Below are 19,371 nucleotides of genomic sequence, written 5' to 3'. Positions count from 1 at the left end.
TATTTTTAAAAGATTTAATGAAGGCTTCCCTTTATTTAAACACTCTCCAAACCGCAAGCAAGCTTGAGAATGCAATCAAAAGAATCGAAACATACCAAGGGGTAATAATTGCGATGGATAAGAAAATGGCCATGAGGCTGCCGAAAATCCAGCTGCGTTTTTGCTGGTTTTCCATTTGCAAACGCATGCTTTGTAATTCATGCAACTGTTTAGCATGCCAAGCTGACTGGTTTTTTAGACCGTTTAAACTGTCGATCATCAAGCTTGGCAAGTCTTGGGCACCCAGCAGAAGATCAGGAATTTTTTGTCCCAATTCTTTCAGATTCTTCTGTGGATTCATTTGCGCTTTAATCCAGTCGGTCAGGATCGGTTTCGCCAGTTTCCAGATATCTAATTCGGGGTAGAGGTCTGTTCCCAAACCTTCTACATGTACCAATGTTTTCAGCAATAACATTAATTGTGGTGGAATTTCCAGATGGAAACGACGGGCGATATCCATGACTTGAATGAGAATGCCAGCGAAATCCAATTCATGCATTGGTTTGGATACCATTGGCCCCACAGTACGACGCATTTCACGCGCTAAAGCATCCTGATCTGTACCCGGTGGAATCCAGCCGGCTTGATGTACCACCAGAATTAGCTGCATAAAGTCACTGTTCATCACTGCCAGTAACATCCGTGCCACGGTCATTTGATCGTGCTTGGACAGCTCGCCCATAATAGCGCAATCCAGTGCAATAAAGCGTGGATTGGCTGGATTAATGGTTTCGACAAATACGTTACCGGGATGCATGTCGGCATGGAAGAAGTTGTCACGGAACACCTGGGTAAAGAAAATGGTTAAGCCTTTTTCTGCCAAGTCCGCCCGATTCATCCCCATGCGGTCAAAAGTGGTAATGTCGGAAATTGGAACACCGGTGATGCGTTCAGCGACCATCACATCTTTGCTGTCCATATACACTTCCGGCACATACATCATGCTTGAGCCTGTGAAGTAATGACGCATGCGACGAGTATTATCCGCTTCTAAAGTCAAATTCAGTTCATTCAGAATGATTTGACGATAGTCCTGAATAATTTCAGAAAGATGTAATGCGCGTGCTGCTTCCAGACGTTTTTCTAAGGCCGCACCTAACCAGTCGAGAATCTCGAAATCTTGTAAAATTTGCTGACGAATGTTGGGGCGGGTGACTTTCACCACTACTTCACGGCCATCATGCAATGCTGCGGTATGTACCTGAGCAATGGACGCTGCGGCAAGCGGTTGAGTGTCAAAACGGGCAAATAGGGTATTTACATCGGCTTTCAATGATTCCTGAATACGCATTTTGGCAACATTGTTGTCAAAAGGTTTAACTTGATCTTGTAGTAGGACCAGTTGTTGTAAGACTTCTGGTGGAATCAAGTCACGGCGGGTCGAGAGCAATTGTCCAAGCTTGATCGCTAACGGTCCCATATCCTCTAAAGCTTCTTTCAGCTTCAGTGGGTTTTTACGTTCACGGCTGGACCATGCCGCAGGGTGCATGCGAATCAGGCTTAAAATATGACGGGCTTTTTCAGGTAATTCTTCCGCAGGAAACAACGTGTCGAGTCTATAGTGCGCGGCGATGCGCCAAAGTTCAAGTAAACGTGAAACGTGCGGAATCATAAATGCGTGTGCCTAATCTTGAGTTGAATCAATCTGTGTCTGAAGCTGCTGAACTTTAGCTTCAGCACGATCTAAATTTTGATTAAAAATTCGAGTGTCATGGTTTAAATCATCCATTTGCCAGCGTGGGGCAAACAGACCTGTATCTTCTTTTAATGCATCTTCAGCAAAGAACGCATAGCTTTCCAGCGTGCGTTTTAAATATTTCGGTGCAAGTTGAATCTTACCCAGTTCATGTGCCAGACTCGGACCAATCCACGGACTTAAATGTGCAGCCAAATCGGGTTCAGTCTGTTTCATGATGCGCTGAATATCCTGTAACAGGTGATAGTCCCCTTGTAGCGGAATATTGCCGACATCATCCGCCAGTAACAGCTTCAGAAGCTCGACCACATTTTTAACCTGTAAAGTCGCCGTTGCTTCAGAAATCTGTTCATTTTTATCGAATGGACGTTGTTCGAAGATGGAGGGCGTATCACTTTGACCCGTGATTGTCGGTTCTAAGCGAACTTTGTTCTGGTCAAAGAACACGTCGACAGACAGCTGCGGTGACTCAATCACCACCCGCAACATTTTCCCTTGCAGCTCATTCAACTGGATACGAGTAATCGCATCCAGATCAATCACATGATGAATTAATCGTTCAACTGCACCAAGTGCCAGAATCGACCACATAGCATAAAACCTTAAAGTTTAAAGCCGCGGTGAACCGCCACAATACCACCGGTTAAGTTGTGGTAATCACAGTTCTGGAAGCCCGCATTTTCCATCATACCTTTAAGAGTACGTTGGTCAGGGTGCATACGAATTGATTCGGCCAAGTATTTATAACTTTCTGAATCATTGGCAATGATTTTGCCCATGATCGGTAAAGCGGTAAATGAATACAGGTCATACAGTTTAGAGAATGGCTCAAATACCGGTTTAGAGAATTCAAGCACTAACAAGCGACCACCTGGTTTAAGTACGCGGTACATCGCAGCGAGTGCAGCATCCTTGTCGGTTACGTTGCGTAAACCGAAGCTGATGGTGAGTAAGTCAAAACTGTTGTCTGCAAATGGCTCTAAAGTTTCAGCATTGGCTAAAACGAAGTCTACATTGGTACAGCCGGCATCGATTAAACGGTCACGACCGACATTGAGCATCGATTCGTTAATGTCTGAAAGAACAACATGACCGGTAGGACCAACTTCACGACTGAAGACTTTAGCTAAGTCACCTGTACCGCCTGCAATATCCAGTACATGCTGACCACGACGTACGCCAGACATGTTAATGGCAAAGCGTTTCCATAAACGGTGAATACCAAATGACATCAAGTCATTCATAATGTCGTATTTGCTGGCGACTGAGTGGAACACTTCCGCCACTTTTTGAGCTTTTTCTTGGCTATTTACCGTTTGAAAACCAAAGTGTGTGGTTTCGCCCACATTGCCCGTGTTTGCGCCACGCGGCAGATTGTATTTAGGTACTGAACCAGTGACAGGCGTATCGGTCAACTGTTGTTGTAAGCTTTGTTGCTGACCTTGGGCTGTCCCTTGCGGTAAGGGTTCAGTTAAGAATGGACTCACTTTGTCTGTATTTTGTGCCGACTCGGGTGTCGAAGCAGGCGTTTGATTTTCGTTAGACATAGAGTCACTCCTAACATAAAAATAGGGTTAATATTGCAGTGCTTGCATGATGACAGATTCTAAGACGTTGTACAGCAATCCGCATGCAATTGTTATGAATAATATACAGAAATCTGCTGCGTGTTTTTATTCGCGGCTTATTGTGCTCTTTCCATCACAGCATCAGGTTATTGAAATGGAGTAGGGTCGCCTGCATGAACTTTATGAATGATTTGACGTTCAACCGCAGTAAAATCTTTAACAAACTTCTCTGCCGACTTTAACGGTTTCATCGCTAAAAAGCCATCCTGCATAAATTCATACATCACTTGAAAGTTGTATTTGTGAGCAGTGCCTTTACACATTTTAAACGCAGTGTAGACCACAAATGAGCGCATGTATTTATCTAGACTCAAACCCAGTTGATCCAGCAAGTCCAGCTGTTTTAAACGCTGTTGTCCTTGATCCAGTTTAAGATAAGTCAGGCGCATCATCTCATCACTTAAGCTTTCATAAGGATGATAGTCTTCGAGCAGTTGCATGGCGACCTGTTCATCCAGTTGTACCGCCAAAATTGCCAATTCAACACCAGAGGTACCAGTTTTAATGGCATTTTCTGGAATCAGCTTTTCAGCTTTATGTGCATATTTGCTTAAACGTGCAATTTGCTCTGCCAAAGCGTCGAAATCTGGACCACCATACAGACGATTCAGAAAGTATTCAGACATCAAAATATTCTGTTTTTCTGCAAATTTTTGGGTATGCGTGTTTTGCATGCGCTGTTTTTGCCAGGCTTGCACATCCTGAAGACGTTGGAAAATGTCAGGATTTTGATGATATTTCAATTGATAGTACAACTCTAACAAGTCATCCAGTGCAGCCAGTTTCGACATCATGCATCTCTATTATTTTTCAGATGGGTAAATCTTAGAGGGAGATGGACAAAGCCGCTATGACAAAGTGATGAAAAAATGACTTTAAATAGGTCAGTTTGATCTGGAAATAAACAATTTTAAGCAACATAAACTGCACATCTTGCTCTGTTGTGCGGTTTTGAGCTTCGCTATACTCAAATGAAGAACAATAGCTTTGAGAATAATATGCCTTTAGAAAAAAGAGAAATGCAGCTGCTGGATGAAAATGAACTCTCCTTGAGTCTGATTGAAGCGCAATATCTTTTAAAAAATACCCGTGATCAGAACAATGCTAAAAGCGTACTGGTTTTAGTCAATGGAATCGAGCTAGCGGGAAAAGGCGAGTCAGTCAAACAACTACGTGAATGGGTCGATCCGCGTTATTTGCGAGTCAAGGCAGATCCACCGTTGATGTTGGATCAGAAGCAAACTTTTTGGCAGCCTTATGCCTCCTCCATTCCTGCTGAAGGGCAAATCATGGTGATGTTTGGTAATTGGTACAGCGATTTGCTAGTCACCGCCTTGCATGTGTCCAAACCCCTAAATGAAACAGTGTTTGATGCCTACATTAAAGATATGCGTGCTTTTGAGCAGGATTTAAAAAACAATCATGTTGACGTAATTAAAATCTGGTTTGACCTGTCGTGGAAATCTTTGCAGAAACGGCTAGACAATATGGATCCGAGTGAAGTGCATTGGCATAAACTGCACGGTCTGGACTGGCGCAATAAAAAACAATATGACAATGTGCAAAAACTGCGTCAGCGCTTCACCGAGGACTGGACGGTGATTGAATGTGAAGATGAAAAAGCACGAGATCAACAATTTGCACAAACCATTCTAACTGCCCTGGAACATTGCCCCGAGCATGTAAGTCAAAGCAAAGACAAGTGGAAACAGGCCGTTATTCCCGAGGCTTTATTACATCCAGAAAATCAGCCGGCAAGTAATGAAGACTATAAAAAAGAGTTAAAAAAACTGTCGCTGAAAGTGGCCGAAGCACTGCGCCTGGATGACCGTGACGCCATTATTGTTTTTGAAGGCATGGATGCGGCAGGTAAAGGGGGGGTGATAAAACGTATCGTCAAAAATCTTGATCCACGTGAATATGATATTCACACCATTGCCGCACCTGAAAAATATGAATTGCGTCACCCGTATTTGTGGCGTTTCTGGAACAAATTACAGACCGATGAGGATATTACGATTTTTGACCGTTCCTGGTATGGGCGGGTATTGGTCGAACGCGTAGAAGGCTTTGCCAATCAGGTTGAGTGGCAACGTGCCTATGATGAAATTAACCGCTTTGAAAAAGATTTAGTGAATAGTCAAACGGTGGTGATCAAATTATGGCTGGCGATTAGTAAAGATGAACAAGCAGCACGCTTTAAAGCACGTGAAGATACTCCACACAAACGCTTTAAAATTACTGATGATGATTGGCGTAATCGTGAAAAATGGGATGAATATCTAAATGCCGCGGCAGATATGTTCGAACGAACCAGTACCGCCTATGCACCTTGGTATATTATTGCTAATAATGATAAAAATACGGCGCGTCTAGAAGTGTTGCGTGCCATTTTAAAACAGCTGAGAGCAGAATAAGCTCTCAGCTTTGAAATAATTTTTGATGATAAGCTGCCTTGATTGTGCAATATTTTGCACTGCGGCTTTAATTCACCAGATGTGCCTTTTGTTTTTGTTGAATACCTTTGGCAATTTTGTAACATTCTTCTACATGCGCTTCAGCGACTTTTTTCATTACAAAATAACCTAAACTTGCCGCAATAAGTTGCCCGCCTAAAGGAATAAATTTAGTCACCTGTTTGGTGATGACCTTGGCTGCCACATTGTTGAGGGATTTTTTGACTGCGGTACGAGCAACCACCAAACCAGAAAATTCGACCCCGCGTTTACGCAGTTCATTCCACTGAACCTGTTTGGTTTTTGGGTCATAGACACTGATTTGTTCAGGGGCTAAACCAAAACGTGCATTCACTTCTGGAATGAGTTGTGACAAAATCCCAACGTCGATGACAACATCCAGAAATGGAACAGGCACGACAGCAGCACCTGCAGAAAAATAAGCACGTTTTTTGACAAGTTCTAAGCATTCTGCACGAATGGCATCCAAATTTAATGCGGCGTCTATTGAGTCTGGAATTTTGTCTATTTTCATAATGTAAATACCTTGAACTTGGTGTTGGTTTTTTCTATTCAATCATTATTAAGGTACGAATTTCAAAGCATTTTTGAGTCGAACCGAAATCTAAAAGTGACATAGACAGACGCAGATGTATAGTAAATAATCTTTATGCTTTTGTAGGTATTTCATTTTTGAAAAATAAAGGGGTAGGTAATTCATGGCCATTCATGTGATTCAAAGTCAGCGTATTGATGTACTTGTACATGCGATGCTGACGACGGTGAATGCGCCTGCAACGACCCCTTTTCAGGTCCTGCAAACCCAGCATTTTATTGTGCCCTCGCATGCGATGGAAGCATGGCTGACCCAAAAACTGGCAGAACAAAAAGGCATCAGTGCCAATACCCAGTTCCATCACCGTATTCGTGGTTTTCAATGGTCAGCCTATCAATGGGTGCTGGTTGAGCAAAAAGAACAAGTCCGTAAAGCCAATATTCCCCGCATTATTATTAAGTGGCGCGTGTTTCAGGCGCTGAAAAGCTTTATTCAGGCCGAACAAAATCCTTTAGCGCTTGATCATCCTTTACATTCCATTGTGCAGCGGATTTATGACAGTGCCGATCGTTTGGAACAAGGCATAGAAAAACAGCTGAAAAAGCAGGGCATGCTGTATTGGGTGGCGGAACAGGTATCACGCCTGTTTAGCCATTACATGGAATATCGCGGGCATTGCCAGAAAAACTGTCCACCGAATATGTGCAGTTGTCCAAGCAACTGGTTGCAGTCTTGGGGACAAAACAAAGAACTCCAAATTGAAGACATGTTCTTTAAAACCAATACTGAAATTTCCGACTTTACCCTAAATCAGGCCCGTGAACTGGAAGCGTGGCAGCGCTGGTTATGGCAGGAAGTGTTTCATCAAGACTTTGAGCAAATGCAAAGTATTGATGCGATGTTCTGGGAAATTCTGGACAATCCGGAAACGCGTAAAGCAGCCTTAAAAAAACTGCCGCGACAATTGGTGATTTTTACCCTGCTTGATTTGCCGCCGATGCAACTAGAGTTTTTACGCCGTTTGGGGCAATACATTGACATCTATATTCTGCATTACAATCCATCGCAAGAATATTGGGCAGACAGTGTCGATCCGAACTGGAAAGCACGTTACGACGTACGCGTGAAAGAGCGTTTTATTGCCAAAAACCCGAAAGCCAGTGATGCCGATATTGAAAAGTTCTTTCAGGAATTTACCTTAAATTTCAATGCAGAACAGCGTGAATCTCGCCATCCTTTACTCACCCGTTTTGGTAAACAGGCACGGGATCACTTTTCCTTGTTGTCCAACTTGTCTTCAGGCGAAGATGGGGTTTGGGCAGATGCCTTTGTGGATGAATATAAAGATAAGCTGCTCGGTAAAATTCAGTCGGATGTGTTGTATCTGATCGAGCCTGAAAAGCATCAATATGCTTTGGATAAGCAGGATGATTCGATTCAGATTCATGTCTGTCATTCCAGTTTGCGCCAGCTGGAAGTTTTAAAGGAACAACTGATTCACTGGCTGGCACAAGGCACAAAAGATGCGCCACGCAGGCTAAGTGACATCTTGGTTTTAAGCCCAAGCTTGAGTGAGCTTGAACCGTTGATTCGCAGTGTCTTCGCCCCACCGCCCAGTGAACGCGACCTGATTCAGCAAAAAACGGGCAGCAGTCATCAACTCTCTAAAGACAGTGTGTATTTGCCGATTAAAATTGCCGGTGTGACCCAGCTGGATGCGCTAAACGCCTGGAAAGCCGTTCTCGGGCGAATTGAGCTGATTCAACGGCGTTTTACGATTGAGGATTTTGCTGACTGGCTTAGTCTGGGAGCCACCCAGCAGCGCTACGCTTTAGAAGTCAATTCGATTGAACGCATGACGCAGTTGCTGATAGATGGCGGCTTTAAACGTGGACTGGATGCTCAGCATTTACAGCGTAGTTTGTGTGAGGGCGATGAGGACTATCGATTTAGTTTTAAATTTGCGCTTGACCGTCTGGCTTTGGGCATTGCCATTCCCGAACATAGCTTGTTTCAAGGCACGCTGAGTTTTGCCAAAGTATTGCCAAGCGACTTTGAGTTGATTGCCAAGTTGATTCAGATTTATCAGGATTTTGACGCACGCCGTGACTGGATGATTGCGCATGAGCAAGGCCAAAATGTAGCGGTAGAGCAGTGGCTAAAACGCCTGATGCAGGACATTACCGAGTTTGAAGAGGCAGGTGTTGAATCCTTAACCGCGGTTTATAAAATTATCAAGAAACAGGAACGGATGCTGACACTGGCCAGTTTCTATGATGAACATGATCATCATGCCTTGCGTAGTTTAAGTTTGCCGTTGCCTTATTTGCTGGCGGAAATTAACACCACTTTGGAAGCACAGCTGGATCATGCTGAACCGACCGGGCAGATTACCTTTAGCCAGATTGGGCAGATTCGTCCTGTACCGTATAAATTGATTGTGATGCTTGGACTCGACAGCGGCAAGTTTCCGAATCGTACCCAGCATTTACCTTTCGATTTGATGGATTTGCTGAAACCGCAGTTGGGCGATCGTTCGCGTCTGGAAGATGATCAGGGTGCATTTTTAGATAATCTTTTATTGGCTCAGGATAACCTGTGGCTGTTCTACAACGGCTTCGATATCAGTGATGGTGAAGTGCGTGATCCATCAACCGTGCTGCAGGAACTGGTTCAGCATCTGGCCTTTATTGTTCAAAGCAAACAGCCCGATACAGAAGCGGATGCAACCGTGGAGATTAATGGGATAGAGGTGCCTGAACAACTGCAGTCACTTTATCATGTACATCCTTTATTGCCTTTTGATCCGGTGGGATTTGAATCGGCTCGACCGGTGCGTTATCAGGATCAATGGTTCTGTGTGGCGGGGCAGCTTCGGCATGCCACGGGACAGCGCTCATCTTGGGTCAATACGCCCTATCAACATCTGCAACAGGATGTTCAGGTGCTCGACAGCCATCAATGGATTCAGGATGTGACTTTCCCGGCACGCCTATATTTAAAAACCTTAGGCGTGGAAAATTTGCGTCCTGAAGATTTACCTGCGGTACAGGAACCTTTGTTACTCGATGGTCTGGGACGTTATGCCGTGCGCCAATTTCTGCAAAAGCAGGAGGGTGCCGCACAGCCTGAATTATTGATGGATCAATTGCCGATTGGCAAACTGCAGCAAAGCAGCTGGCAGATGAGTGTGGTGGAGCAAGAACGCTTAAAAGCGCGATTGCTGAAATACGCCACTGAAGTGACTCCGACCACGCAACAGGTATGGAAGGTCAATGATCATGTTTATATGAACATTAACCTGCCGAAAAATAGCGCGGAAAAATGGGTCAGCCTGGAAGCATCGAGTGCACGTGCCAAGCGTCGCGCCAAAGTCTGGCTGGAATATCTGCTCTGGCTGGCTTATCTGAATATGGGTGAGGGCGGTGAAAAGCTGGCGCGGATTGTGGTGTTTAGTGACCGAACTATTTTATGTCATGGCGTGACCTCGAATAAAGCACGCGAGTGGCTGGATCATTGGCTGGCAGCCTGGAAATACGGGCAAAGCCAACCGCTGGTTTTACCGGCAGCCTTGCTGCTGAAAATTGCTGAAAAAGACAAGGAGCATGACTGGCAAGCCAATGAACAGAACCAGATGTGCATTGATGATATGGATGTGATCTATAAAGACTGGCATGAAGATGGCAAGTTCACGGGCTTTTCGGTTGCCGATAATGAAGCCACCAAAATGCACCGGGACTGGCAGTTTATTTTACAGGAACAGGATGCCACAGCATTGCTAGAAGATGCCTGCGCGCAATTCTCTTATCGTCTTTATCAGCCGGTATTTATGCATCAACAAGTCATTGAGGAATAACAATAAATGAATCATCCTCAAAGCTTAAGAAGAATGTCTTTTAACCCGATTGCGGATATGCAATTCAAAGGTTTGCACTGGATTGAGGCTTCGGCCGGCACAGGTAAAACCTTTACCCTGTCGAGTCTGATGGTGCGGATATTCCTGAATCAGTATCTGCCGAATCAGGTGATTGCGACGACGTTTACCCGTGCCGCTGCAGCAGAACTGAAAAACCGGATTCGGCTGCGTCTGGTTGAAACTTTACGTTATTTTGAAAGTTGCCAAACCCTGACCGAGGCTGATATTCAGGCCAAAATTGCGGCTGAAACCGATCCCTTATTTCAAAAAGTGCTGACTGATTATGCAACGCGCGTGGATTTTGCCCGTGAACGTTTAAAGCTGGTAACTGATCAGCTGGATGAACTGTTTGTCGGTACCTTGGACAGTTTCAGTCAGAAATTATTGCGCGAGTTTTCATTTGAAAGCGGCAAGATTGAACGGGCTGATATTACCGATGATGCCAAGAGTTATACCCATCAGCTGATTCATGATGTCTTGCGTGAATGGATTCAGTTACAGCCACAAAATGTGGTCAATTATCTACTGCTCAATCAAAAGTTAAAGTCGCAGGAGGCCTATGTTCCTGTGGTGGAAAACACCCTGAACTTCGCTTCGGCACAGTTTCAGGAAGTCACTGCGCCAGAACTGGATTTAAACCAGTTTGAACAGCTGGTGGATAACTTTATTCAGCTGGATTTAAGCCTGATTCCAACCTTAAGCGAATATTATTTGGCGGATGGGCAGTATCATTCGGTGATTGCTAAAAAATGGCGCACCGATGGCTTGATGCAACGCACGCTATGTGATGATTTGCCTGCTTTTATTCAGGCTTTGGCTGAACAGCACAGCTATGCTTTATTTGCACCGCATTTTGAAAAAACCTTAAAAAATCTGACCGATCTGGCGACTAAAAAAGTCCTGAATAAATGTGCTGAAGATGTACTGAACCAGTTCGAGCAGCATGTAGTGATGCAATCGCTGAAAAGTTTCTGTGAGGCTCTATCCAAACTCAGCATGGATCTGGATTTACTGGATGCGTATTTAAAATTTTATCTCAGCCGCGAAGTGAAAAAACGCTTGCCGCAAGTGCTGCAGCAGAAAAGTGAAACCACATTTGCCCAGCAGATTAGAACTTTGTCTGAAGCCTTGCAAGGCGAGCAAGGCCTGCGTTTTGCCAAGTTTGTACAGGCGCATTATCCCTTGATTTTAGTAGATGAATTTCAGGATACCAACCAGGATCAGGACGATATGCTGGCGCGAATCTGGCGGGGTCAGAAGCGCTATATGCAAGGCTGCATGATCATGGTCGGTGACCCGAAACAGGCGATTTACGGTTTCCGTGGTGGCGACATGCTGACCTATAACAAGGCCCGTGCCGATGTGCTGTCCAAACACGGTCAGGAATACAGTTTGCGACACAACCATCGTTCAGTTAAGGCACTGGTGGAAGCGGTCGATGCTTTATTCCAGCGCCAGATGGATTTTGGTGAAGATGTTTTTTACAGTCCGGTTGAAGTGGGTTTTCGTCCACATCCACCGCTTATTGATGGACAAGGTGAAAACCATCAACCGCTGCGCTGGCTGCAATTGATCGATAAAAAAGCCGAACCGATTCAGGTGGCGTGGAAAATTCGCGATTTACTCAATCAGGGCATTGAGGAAAAGCTCTATCTGGTCGAAAAAACTGGACCGAGATATCTGATTGAAAATGATATTGCGATTTTATCGAAAAACCATGATGGTCTGGACAAAGTCCAATATGAATTGGAGCGTCTGGGGATTCGGGTTAATCGCCCATCGAAACGCAGCGTGTTCGATCATCAGGTCGCAAAAGATGTCGGTGCGGTGCTGACTGCGATCATGCATCCCTATGATGAAGGCAAAATTAAACGGGCTTTGCTCAGCCGATTACTGGGTTTTAATTTACAGCAACTGATTCAGCTTGAGGCCCAGGCAGATGGTTTGAGCCAGTTCATTTATGACTTTGACTGCATTCGGGAAATGTGGTTGGAAAAGGGCTTCTTAACCGCGTGGCAGTATTGCCTGAATTTATTTCAGGTCTGGAAAAACCTGGTCGCTACCCAAAGCCGCGATAATGAACGCACGGTGGTGAACTTGCGCCATCTGACTGAATTACTCAGCCAGCACAGTGAGCAATATCAAGGCGCACAAAAGCTCTATCACTGGTATTTGAAGCAACTGCAATCTCCGGCGGAACGCGAGTGGGAACTTGAGCGCAAACTGTCGAATGAAGCAGGGGTGCAACTGATGACCATTCATCAGTCCAAAGGCTTGGAGTTTAAAATTGTTTTCTTGCTCGGCGCAGATAAAGACTTCAGGGAGATGAACAAAACCCTGAACTTTTCTACCGTGGAGCATATCCATCCGGTGACAGGAAAAGTTGAAGTGCGACGTGTGGTTGCGGTGAATGACAAGAACCTGCTGCAACAAGGCGCAATTGATCAGCACAATGCGCGTGCTGTGGCGGAACAGCATCGGCTCTGGTATGTGGCAATCACTCGAGCAAGTCATCGTGTCTATGCGATGTTGCAGGATCAGGACGGCAAATCGAATCATGGTTTGGCATTCTGGCGTGGACAGGACTTTAATCATCCGGCCTGTACAGATGAAGCTTTGCTGAATGAAAAGCCGATTAAGTTGCAGGCTAAACAACAGCAACAACCTTTGCCCTTACAGGCACTGGAATTTCCCACGCAGCGTTTCTACCCACGTTCCAAAACCAGTTTTAGTGCACTGGCACAGCATTTAACGCGTAAACAGGCCATCGATGCCTTGGCGGTGAATACTGAAAAAATGCTCAGCGCGGCAGATGAAATTCACGTGATTGAATCGATTGAAACCGTTTCGAACCAACCGCTGTCATGGATCAAGCGTAATTTTCCGATGGGTACTGTAGCGGGAACTTTTCTGCATGAAATTTTTGAACATATCGATTTCAAGAATCAGCAGGATTGGCCTTTGGAGATTCGCCGCCGTTTTAAAAATGACTACCCGGGTTTATGGTTAGAACTCTTAAATAAATATGAGCAAGAGTTTCAGCAGCAGGATGAAGAACAACTGATTGCCTGGATGGGTGAATGGCTGCAACAGGTTTTAGTCACGCCTTTGCATCAGGATTTTCAGCTGAATCAACTGACTGAACATGAACATCTGGCCGAATTTCCTTTCTATTTGTCTTTATCCGATCATGTCTTGGCGATTCAGCGTATTCATCAACTATATGCAGAATATGGCATAGACATGCTGGATTTTAATCAGGCCAATTCTGCACGCTATTTAACCGGTTCAATCGATCTGGTTTATTTTGATGGTCAGCAATATCACATTGCCGATTATAAAAGTAACTTTTTAGGCACCGATCAATCGCATTATGCCGAGACGGAAATCAGGCAAAGTATGTCGCAAGCCAGTTACTGGTTGCAGGCAGGATTGTATCTGGTGGCATTGCACCGTTATTTAAGCGTGCAAATGCAGGACTATGACATTGAGCAGCATTTGGGTGGGGCAAGTTATTTGTATCTGCGCGGCATGAATGGGCAGGCTGAACACGGTTTTTATCACTGGAAACCAGATGCCGAATTTGTCCTGCGTCTTGATGCTATTTTGGGCTACTTTGCTGAAGATAAAAGCAGCAAAATTGCCTGATTTGTAGAAATTAGTAGATTTTAAACAATAGATTAAGTTGTGGATAACTTTGAGGATAACTGTGTGGAAAATAAACAATATAAAGATGATCAAAGCGCTGCATGGATCAGCACTTGGAGTCAGTTTATTCGCCAGAAGCCCTTTAGCCATACATCACAGCAGGAAAATAGCAGCGACATTATCGAGCAAGTTCTGGGCGCGATTCAACAAGGCGACAGTTGTATTTCTGCAACTCAAGCGCAAGCCGATACCCTGCAGGATTTAGTAGTTTCGGTGTCCAATATCCAGAAACAGATTGCCCCCTTTGTCTATGAAGACAATCGTTTGTATTTATATCGCTATTGGGCACTGGAACAGTCCTTGGCTCAGCAAGTGGTGCGCTTAAAACAGCAAGAGATTGAAGCCGTTGATATTTCAGCCTATCCCGATTTATTAACAGATAAACACCAAATTCAAGCCTTAAGTATGGTGGCGAAGCAGGCGCTGAACATTATTACCGGTGGCCCGGGAACCGGGAAAACCTATACGCTGGCACGTATTATTGCCGTGCTGAATCAAGCGATGCCGAATATTCGGATTGCCATGGCAGCACCGACCGGTAAGGCTGCACAGCGGATGAAAGAAGCGCTGCAAAACTCGCTGAATGATGAAAAACTGCAAGACTTGGTCACGGATGATTTAAAACAACTCAATCCGATTACCATTCACCGATTATTGGGGCTGGGAACGACGTATCAGCCACGCTTTCATGCCAAACAACCTTTGCCCTATGACGTGATTGTGGTCGATGAAGCCTCGATGCTGGACCTCAGTCTGGCCAATATGTTGCTGTCTGCGGTGCCTGATCATGCCCGGTTAATTTTATTGGGCGATGCGGATCAGTTGGCAGCAGTTGATGTCGGTTCGGTGCTGGCAGATTTACAGCAAGTTCCCGCTTTAGCCGAGAATCGGGTCAACCTGGTCACCAGTCGCCGTTTTAAAGAAGGTGCATTGATTGGGCAAATGGCAAAATTTATTCAGGCGCAACAACCCAATCAAAATAGCGCAGCATTATTAGAAAAGTTTGCCGAGCAAGTGGTTCATCCGAGTGAAATCCAAATGGTATTTCTTCAGTCCGAAATGGATGACCAGATTCAACTGGAATATCTGCCACAGCATATGTCCAAGCAATTTGATCGAAGCCCCTATTACGACAAACTGATGCTGGGTTATCAACATTATATTGAAGTCTTGAAAAGCTATTTAACGGCCGATGAACCTGAACTTTGGGTGCCACAAGTCGTCAAGGTTTTTGATGATTACCGAATTCTGGCTGCCATTCGACATGGTGCCTTGGGTTTGAACCAGCTGAATCTACAGATCGAACAGCGCTTACTGGATGCTTTATCACTACAGATGAGCAAGCAAGGGGATTGGTATGTCGGTCGTCCCGTAATGATGACTTATAACGATTACCAACTCGGCTTGTCCAATGGGGATATCGGGATCTGTTTTAAACGCAGTCGTGATGGGCAGTCTCAGTTTGAAGTTTATTTTCCCAGTCTGGAAAAATGGGTACCTGCGACCCGCTTACCGAAAAGTATTGAGACGGCATTTGTGTTGACGATTCATAAATCGCAAGGTTCAGAATTTACCCATACCGCCGTTGTTTTGGATGAAATGGCACAGGATTTATTAAGTAAAGAATTACTGTATACCGCAATTACCCGTGCCAAAAAGGTCGTGAGTCTTTTGGCAGCCCCAGATGCCTTAATACAATCTTTAACCGTTAAAACCATGAGAAAAAGCGGGGTATTAGAGCAGGTTAATAATTTGCTGGGTTATTCCCAGAATTATTAACGATAAATTAATAATCTTTGCCTTTGTACGAAATGGCTTACATCGATTCGAGAAATTGGCGCATAGAGCTTTATGAATGTTTTTGAGATGATGGCTGCACATAAAAAGCTCAACACGGAAAGTTGGGTAAAATCGCCATAAAATATAATAATAATGTCGAAAGACAGCGAACTTACAGTGAAGTAAGGAAAAAGAGGAAACTTACAGCCGCTAAGCCTTGTAGTTTTGGGAGAGACTACAGGGCTTTTTTATATGCAAAACATGAGGCTTTTTCACAAAATGATTTGCTTAATCTGTCATGGATAATAATCAAAGTAGACAATTTATTTTAAAATAGCTGCAATTTCAGGGTTTGTATTGAATAAACGCGAAATTATAAATTAGTTATTGTATTTAAATAAATTTGTTAAACAAGTCACATTGAATTGGTACTGAAAAGCTAACTAACGTACGTAAAAGCTTACAAATAGATACGTAAAAGGCGACTTCTTTACATAAAGCTTTATGGCAAAATCAATCACACAGGGAAGATCAGTTACACAAGGATTGTTTATAATAATAACCGCGAAAAAGCGAAAATTATTACTATAAATAAAATAATAATTATTAAAACATAAGAAACTACAGCGCAAAAAAGCCCAAGCCTAGCTTGGGCTTTTTTTTATCTTGTACTGTTATGATGTATAGAATAACTAAGCATGATTAAGATGATATTTATTGAAAATAACAAAAAACAAAGGATCTGCGGGGCGTGATTTTATGACTGGATTGCTAAGTTAAATTTAAAGATAGAACAAGAAAAACTGTAGTTGATCAGCGAATTGAAATAAAAAGATGAAAACATGTTTCTATTTTTGCAATCACCTGACTTTTCCCTTAAAATAGCGCACTTGCTGTAGTGATGCACGGCAGTCAATCGAGTGATCGATTGATTCCTATCATATGTAATTTTTTAAGCATCTCGGAGAAATCGAATGGCTTTAACAAACGCAGATCGCGCAGAGATCGTTGCTAAATATGCTCGCGCTGAAAACGACACTGGTTCACCTGAAGTACAAGTAGCTTTGTTGACTGCACAAATCAATGATTTGCAAGGTCACTTTAAAGAACACAAACACGACCATCATAGCCGTCGCGGTCTTATCCGTATGGTTAACCAACGTCGTAAGCTTCTTGACTACCTTAAAGGTAAAGATACTACTCGTTACAGCGCTTTGATCGCTGCTTTAGGTTTACGTCGTTAATTCGATTAAACTTATTTTTCGGACTAGTGCATTTTGAATGCTGTCAGACTGAAAAAGAAAGTCTACCTGGCTCCAACCAGGTAAGGGGAAGGGGCGATTGTTTCGCTCCTTCTTTGTGTCTTAAATTAGTGTTTTGAAAATCTGGTGAGGTCGGCTTCTAAGCTTTGTCATTTATACTTACAGCTGAGTAATGTGAATGCCAAACCTTAGGGGTCTCCACTAGAATAAAATCAGGAAACAAAAATACATGTCGATGTTTAATATCATTCGTAAAGAATTCCAGTTCGGTCAACACCAGGTTGTACTTGAAACTGGTCGTGTTGCACGTCAAGCCAACACAGTTGTAATCACGATGGGCGGTGTTACTGTACTTGTTGCTGTGGTTGCTCAACCAAAAGCAAAAGCAGGCCAGGATTTCTTCCCACTTACTGTTAACTATCAAGAAAAACAATATGCTGCCGGCCGTATCCCAGGTGGTTATGGTAAACGTGAAGGCCGTGCCAGCGAGGCTGAAACTTTAATTTCACGCTTAATCGACCGTCCAATTCGTCCGTTGTTCCCAGAAGGTTACTTTAACGAAATCCAGGTAACAGCCACTGTTATTTCTTCTGACAAAACTATGGATGCTGACATTGCTGCAATGCTCGGTACTTCAGCTGCAATGTCAATTGCCGGTACTCCGTTCCGTGGCCCTATCGCGGGTGCGCGTGTTGGTCTAATCAACGGTGAATACATTCTTAACCCGAACCACGAACAATTGAAAGAATCTGATCTTGATCTTGTTGTGGCAGGTACTGAATCTGCAGTGCTTATGGTTGAATCTGAAGCGAAAGAACTTTCAGAAGACCAAATGTTGGGTGCTGTGCTTTTCGGTCATGACGAAATGCAAATCGCGATTCAAGCGATTAAAGAATTTGCTGCTGCTGCAGGCGCAGTTGAATCTACTTGGGTGGCTCCAGCGAAGAATGAAGACCTTCTTGGCAAACTTAAAGAAGCATTCGAAGCGAAAATCTCTGAAGCATACACAATTGCAGTTAAACAAGACCGTTATGCGGCACTTGATGCACTTTATGCTGAAGCTGTTGCTCAGTTCGTTCCAGAAAATGATGAAACAGGTATTGCTGACGAAGTTAACGAACTATTTGAAGACCTTAAATACCGTACCGTTCGTGACAACATCTTATCTGGTAAACCACGTATTGATGGCCGTGACACGAAAACTGTTCGTGGCCTAGACGTACAAGTTGGCGTTCTTGACCGCGCACACGGTTCAGCATTGTTCACACGTGGTGAAACTCAAGCGTTGGTAACAACGACTTTGGGTAATACACGTGATGCATTGATGGTTGATACTTTGTCAGGTACTAAAACTGACAACTTCATGTTGCATTACAACTTCCCTGCATACTCTGTAGGTGAAACAGGTCGTGAATCTGGTCCTAAACGTCGTGAAATCGGTCATGGCCGTTTGGCACGCCGTGGTGTTCAAGCCGTGCTTCCACCAGCTGACCGCTTCCCGTACGTCATCCGTATTGTATCGGACATCACTGAATCTAACGGTTCATCTTCAATGGCTTCTGTATGTGGTGCTTCATTGTCACTTATGGATGCAGGTGTTCCATTGAAAGCGCCAGTTGCGGGTATCGCAATGGGTCTAGTGAAAGAAGGCGAACGTTTCGCAGTTCTTTCTGACATCTTGGGTGATGAAGATCACCTAGGTGACATGGACTTTAAAGTAGCCGGTTCTGCAAACGGTATTACTGCGCTTCAAATGGATATCAAGATTGAAGGTATCACTGAAGAAATCATGGAAGCTGCATTGAACCAGGCTTATGCGGGTCGTATGCATATCCTGAATGCAATGAATCAAGTGATTTCACGTGCTCGTCCTGAAATTTCTATGCATGCGCCTACATTCCAGGTGATCAACATCAACCCAGACAAAATCCGTGATGTAATCGGTAAAGGCGGCGCGACAATTCGTGCAATCACTGAAGAAACTAAAGCTGCAATTGATATCGAAGATAACGGTACAGTTCGCGTATTTGGTGAAACTAAAGCGGCTGCAGCTGCTGCGGTTGCTAAAATCCAGGCACTTACTGCTGAAATCGAACCAGGTACAATTTACCTCGGTAAAGTGATTCGTATCGTTGAATTCGGTGCGTTTGTAAACATCATGCCAGGTACTGACGGTCTACTTCATATTTCTCAAATTTCTAACGAACGTATTGCCAATGTTGCAGACGTATTGACAGAAGGTCAGGAAATTAAAGTACAAGTTGCTGACGTTGATAACCGTGGTCGTATTAAATTGACCATGAAAGACATCGAACAAGTTTAATGTCTTGA

11 protein-coding genes are annotated in these 19,371 nt (G+C 44.0%); 6 read left to right on the top strand and 5 right to left on the bottom strand.

Features of this window, described 5'->3' with window-relative positions; all coding sequences use genetic code 11:
• Positions 1 to 31: 31 nt before the first annotated feature.
• The 4 genes from ACU0NF_RS02965 to ACU0NF_RS02950 form a co-directional block, all read right to left on the bottom strand.
• Positions 32 to 1,651 (bottom strand): ABC1 kinase family protein, encoded by a 1,620-nt coding sequence (locus tag ACU0NF_RS02965; RefSeq protein ID WP_445660079.1) that lies wholly within the window; start codon positions 1,649 to 1,651, stop codon positions 32 to 34.
• A gap of 12 nt (positions 1,652 to 1,663) precedes the next feature.
• Positions 1,664 to 2,326, bottom strand: coding sequence for a ubiquinone biosynthesis accessory factor UbiJ (locus tag ACU0NF_RS02960; protein WP_445660078.1), 663 nt, complete (start codon positions 2,324 to 2,326; stop codon positions 1,664 to 1,666).
• Positions 2,327 to 2,337: 11 nt separating this feature from the next.
• A complete protein-coding gene (ubiE, locus tag ACU0NF_RS02955; protein WP_131385339.1) occupies positions 2,338 to 3,282 on the bottom strand; it encodes a bifunctional demethylmenaquinone methyltransferase/2-methoxy-6-polyprenyl-1,4-benzoquinol methylase UbiE in 945 nt (314 codons plus the stop codon).
• Positions 3,283 to 3,449: 167 nt separating this feature from the next.
• Positions 3,450 to 4,154 (bottom strand): FFLEELY motif protein, encoded by a 705-nt coding sequence (locus ACU0NF_RS02950; RefSeq protein ID WP_445660077.1) that lies wholly within the window; start codon positions 4,152 to 4,154, stop codon positions 3,450 to 3,452.
• A gap of 207 nt (positions 4,155 to 4,361) precedes the next feature.
• Here ACU0NF_RS02950 and pap point away from each other — a divergent pair, with 207 nt between their 5' ends.
• Positions 4,362 to 5,780, top strand: coding sequence for a polyphosphate:AMP phosphotransferase (pap, locus tag ACU0NF_RS02945; protein ID WP_445660076.1), 1,419 nt, complete (start codon positions 4,362 to 4,364; stop codon positions 5,778 to 5,780).
• Positions 5,781 to 5,847: 67 nt separating this feature from the next.
• Here the strand turns inward: pap and ACU0NF_RS02940 are convergent, their stop codons facing one another.
• Complete coding sequence (locus tag ACU0NF_RS02940; RefSeq protein ID WP_445660075.1) at positions 5,848 to 6,354, bottom strand: hypothetical protein; 507 nt, start codon at positions 6,352 to 6,354, stop codon at positions 5,848 to 5,850.
• A gap of 184 nt (positions 6,355 to 6,538) precedes the next feature.
• Between ACU0NF_RS02940 and ACU0NF_RS02935 the strand changes: the two genes are divergently transcribed.
• The 5 genes from ACU0NF_RS02935 to pnp all read left to right on the top strand — a co-directional run bounded on the left by ACU0NF_RS02935 (position 6,539) and on the right by pnp (position 19,363).
• The gene (locus tag ACU0NF_RS02935; RefSeq protein WP_445660074.1) at positions 6,539 to 10,231 is read left to right on the top strand and encodes an exodeoxyribonuclease V subunit gamma; all 3,693 of its coding nucleotides are present in this window, start codon (positions 6,539 to 6,541) and stop codon (positions 10,229 to 10,231) included.
• A 6-nt stretch (positions 10,232 to 10,237) separates the two neighbouring features.
• Entirely contained in the window at positions 10,238 to 13,939 is a 3,702-nt protein-coding gene (locus ACU0NF_RS02930) for a UvrD-helicase domain-containing protein (protein WP_445660073.1), read from the top strand.
• A gap of 63 nt (positions 13,940 to 14,002) precedes the next feature.
• Positions 14,003 to 15,778, top strand: coding sequence for an exodeoxyribonuclease V subunit alpha (recD, locus tag ACU0NF_RS02925; protein ID WP_445660072.1), 1,776 nt, complete (start codon positions 14,003 to 14,005; stop codon positions 15,776 to 15,778).
• A gap of 974 nt (positions 15,779 to 16,752) precedes the next feature.
• Positions 16,753 to 17,022, top strand: coding sequence for a 30S ribosomal protein S15 (rpsO, locus tag ACU0NF_RS02920; protein ID WP_067722305.1), 270 nt, complete (start codon positions 16,753 to 16,755; stop codon positions 17,020 to 17,022).
• Between the two features lie 253 nt (positions 17,023 to 17,275).
• Complete coding sequence (gene pnp / locus ACU0NF_RS02915) at positions 17,276 to 19,363, top strand: polyribonucleotide nucleotidyltransferase (RefSeq protein ID WP_445660128.1); 2,088 nt, start codon at positions 17,276 to 17,278, stop codon at positions 19,361 to 19,363.
• Positions 19,364 to 19,371 lie beyond the last annotated feature (8 nt).

This window comes from Acinetobacter sp. F16 (assembly GCF_052712855.1).
This window is presented reverse-complemented; position numbering and strand designations above follow the sequence as displayed.

What these genes read in the sequence shown, in the direction of transcription:
- ubiE (WP_131385339.1), bottom strand. Translation starts at nt 3,282, where the DNA reads ATGTCTAACGAAAATCAAACGCCTGCTTCGACACCCGAGTCGGCACAA.
- ACU0NF_RS02930 (WP_445660073.1), top strand. Translation starts at nt 10,238, where the DNA reads ATGAATCATCCTCAAAGCTTAAGAAGAATGTCTTTTAACCCGATTGCG.
- pnp (WP_445660128.1), top strand. Translation starts at nt 17,276, where the DNA reads ATGTTTAATATCATTCGTAAAGAATTCCAGTTCGGTCAACACCAGGTT.
- ACU0NF_RS02935 (WP_445660074.1), top strand. Translation starts at nt 6,539, where the DNA reads ATGGCCATTCATGTGATTCAAAGTCAGCGTATTGATGTACTTGTACAT.
- ACU0NF_RS02965 (WP_445660079.1), bottom strand. Translation starts at nt 1,651, where the DNA reads ATGATTCCGCACGTTTCACGTTTACTTGAACTTTGGCGCATCGCCGCG.
- pap (WP_445660076.1), top strand. Translation starts at nt 4,362, where the DNA reads ATGCCTTTAGAAAAAAGAGAAATGCAGCTGCTGGATGAAAATGAACTC.
- ACU0NF_RS02940 (WP_445660075.1), bottom strand. Translation starts at nt 6,354, where the DNA reads ATGAAAATAGACAAAATTCCAGACTCAATAGACGCCGCATTAAATTTG.
- ACU0NF_RS02960 (WP_445660078.1), bottom strand. Translation starts at nt 2,326, where the DNA reads ATGTGGTCGATTCTGGCACTTGGTGCAGTTGAACGATTAATTCATCAT.
- rpsO (WP_067722305.1), top strand. Translation starts at nt 16,753, where the DNA reads ATGGCTTTAACAAACGCAGATCGCGCAGAGATCGTTGCTAAATATGCT.
- ACU0NF_RS02950 (WP_445660077.1), bottom strand. Translation starts at nt 4,154, where the DNA reads ATGTCGAAACTGGCTGCACTGGATGACTTGTTAGAGTTGTACTATCAA.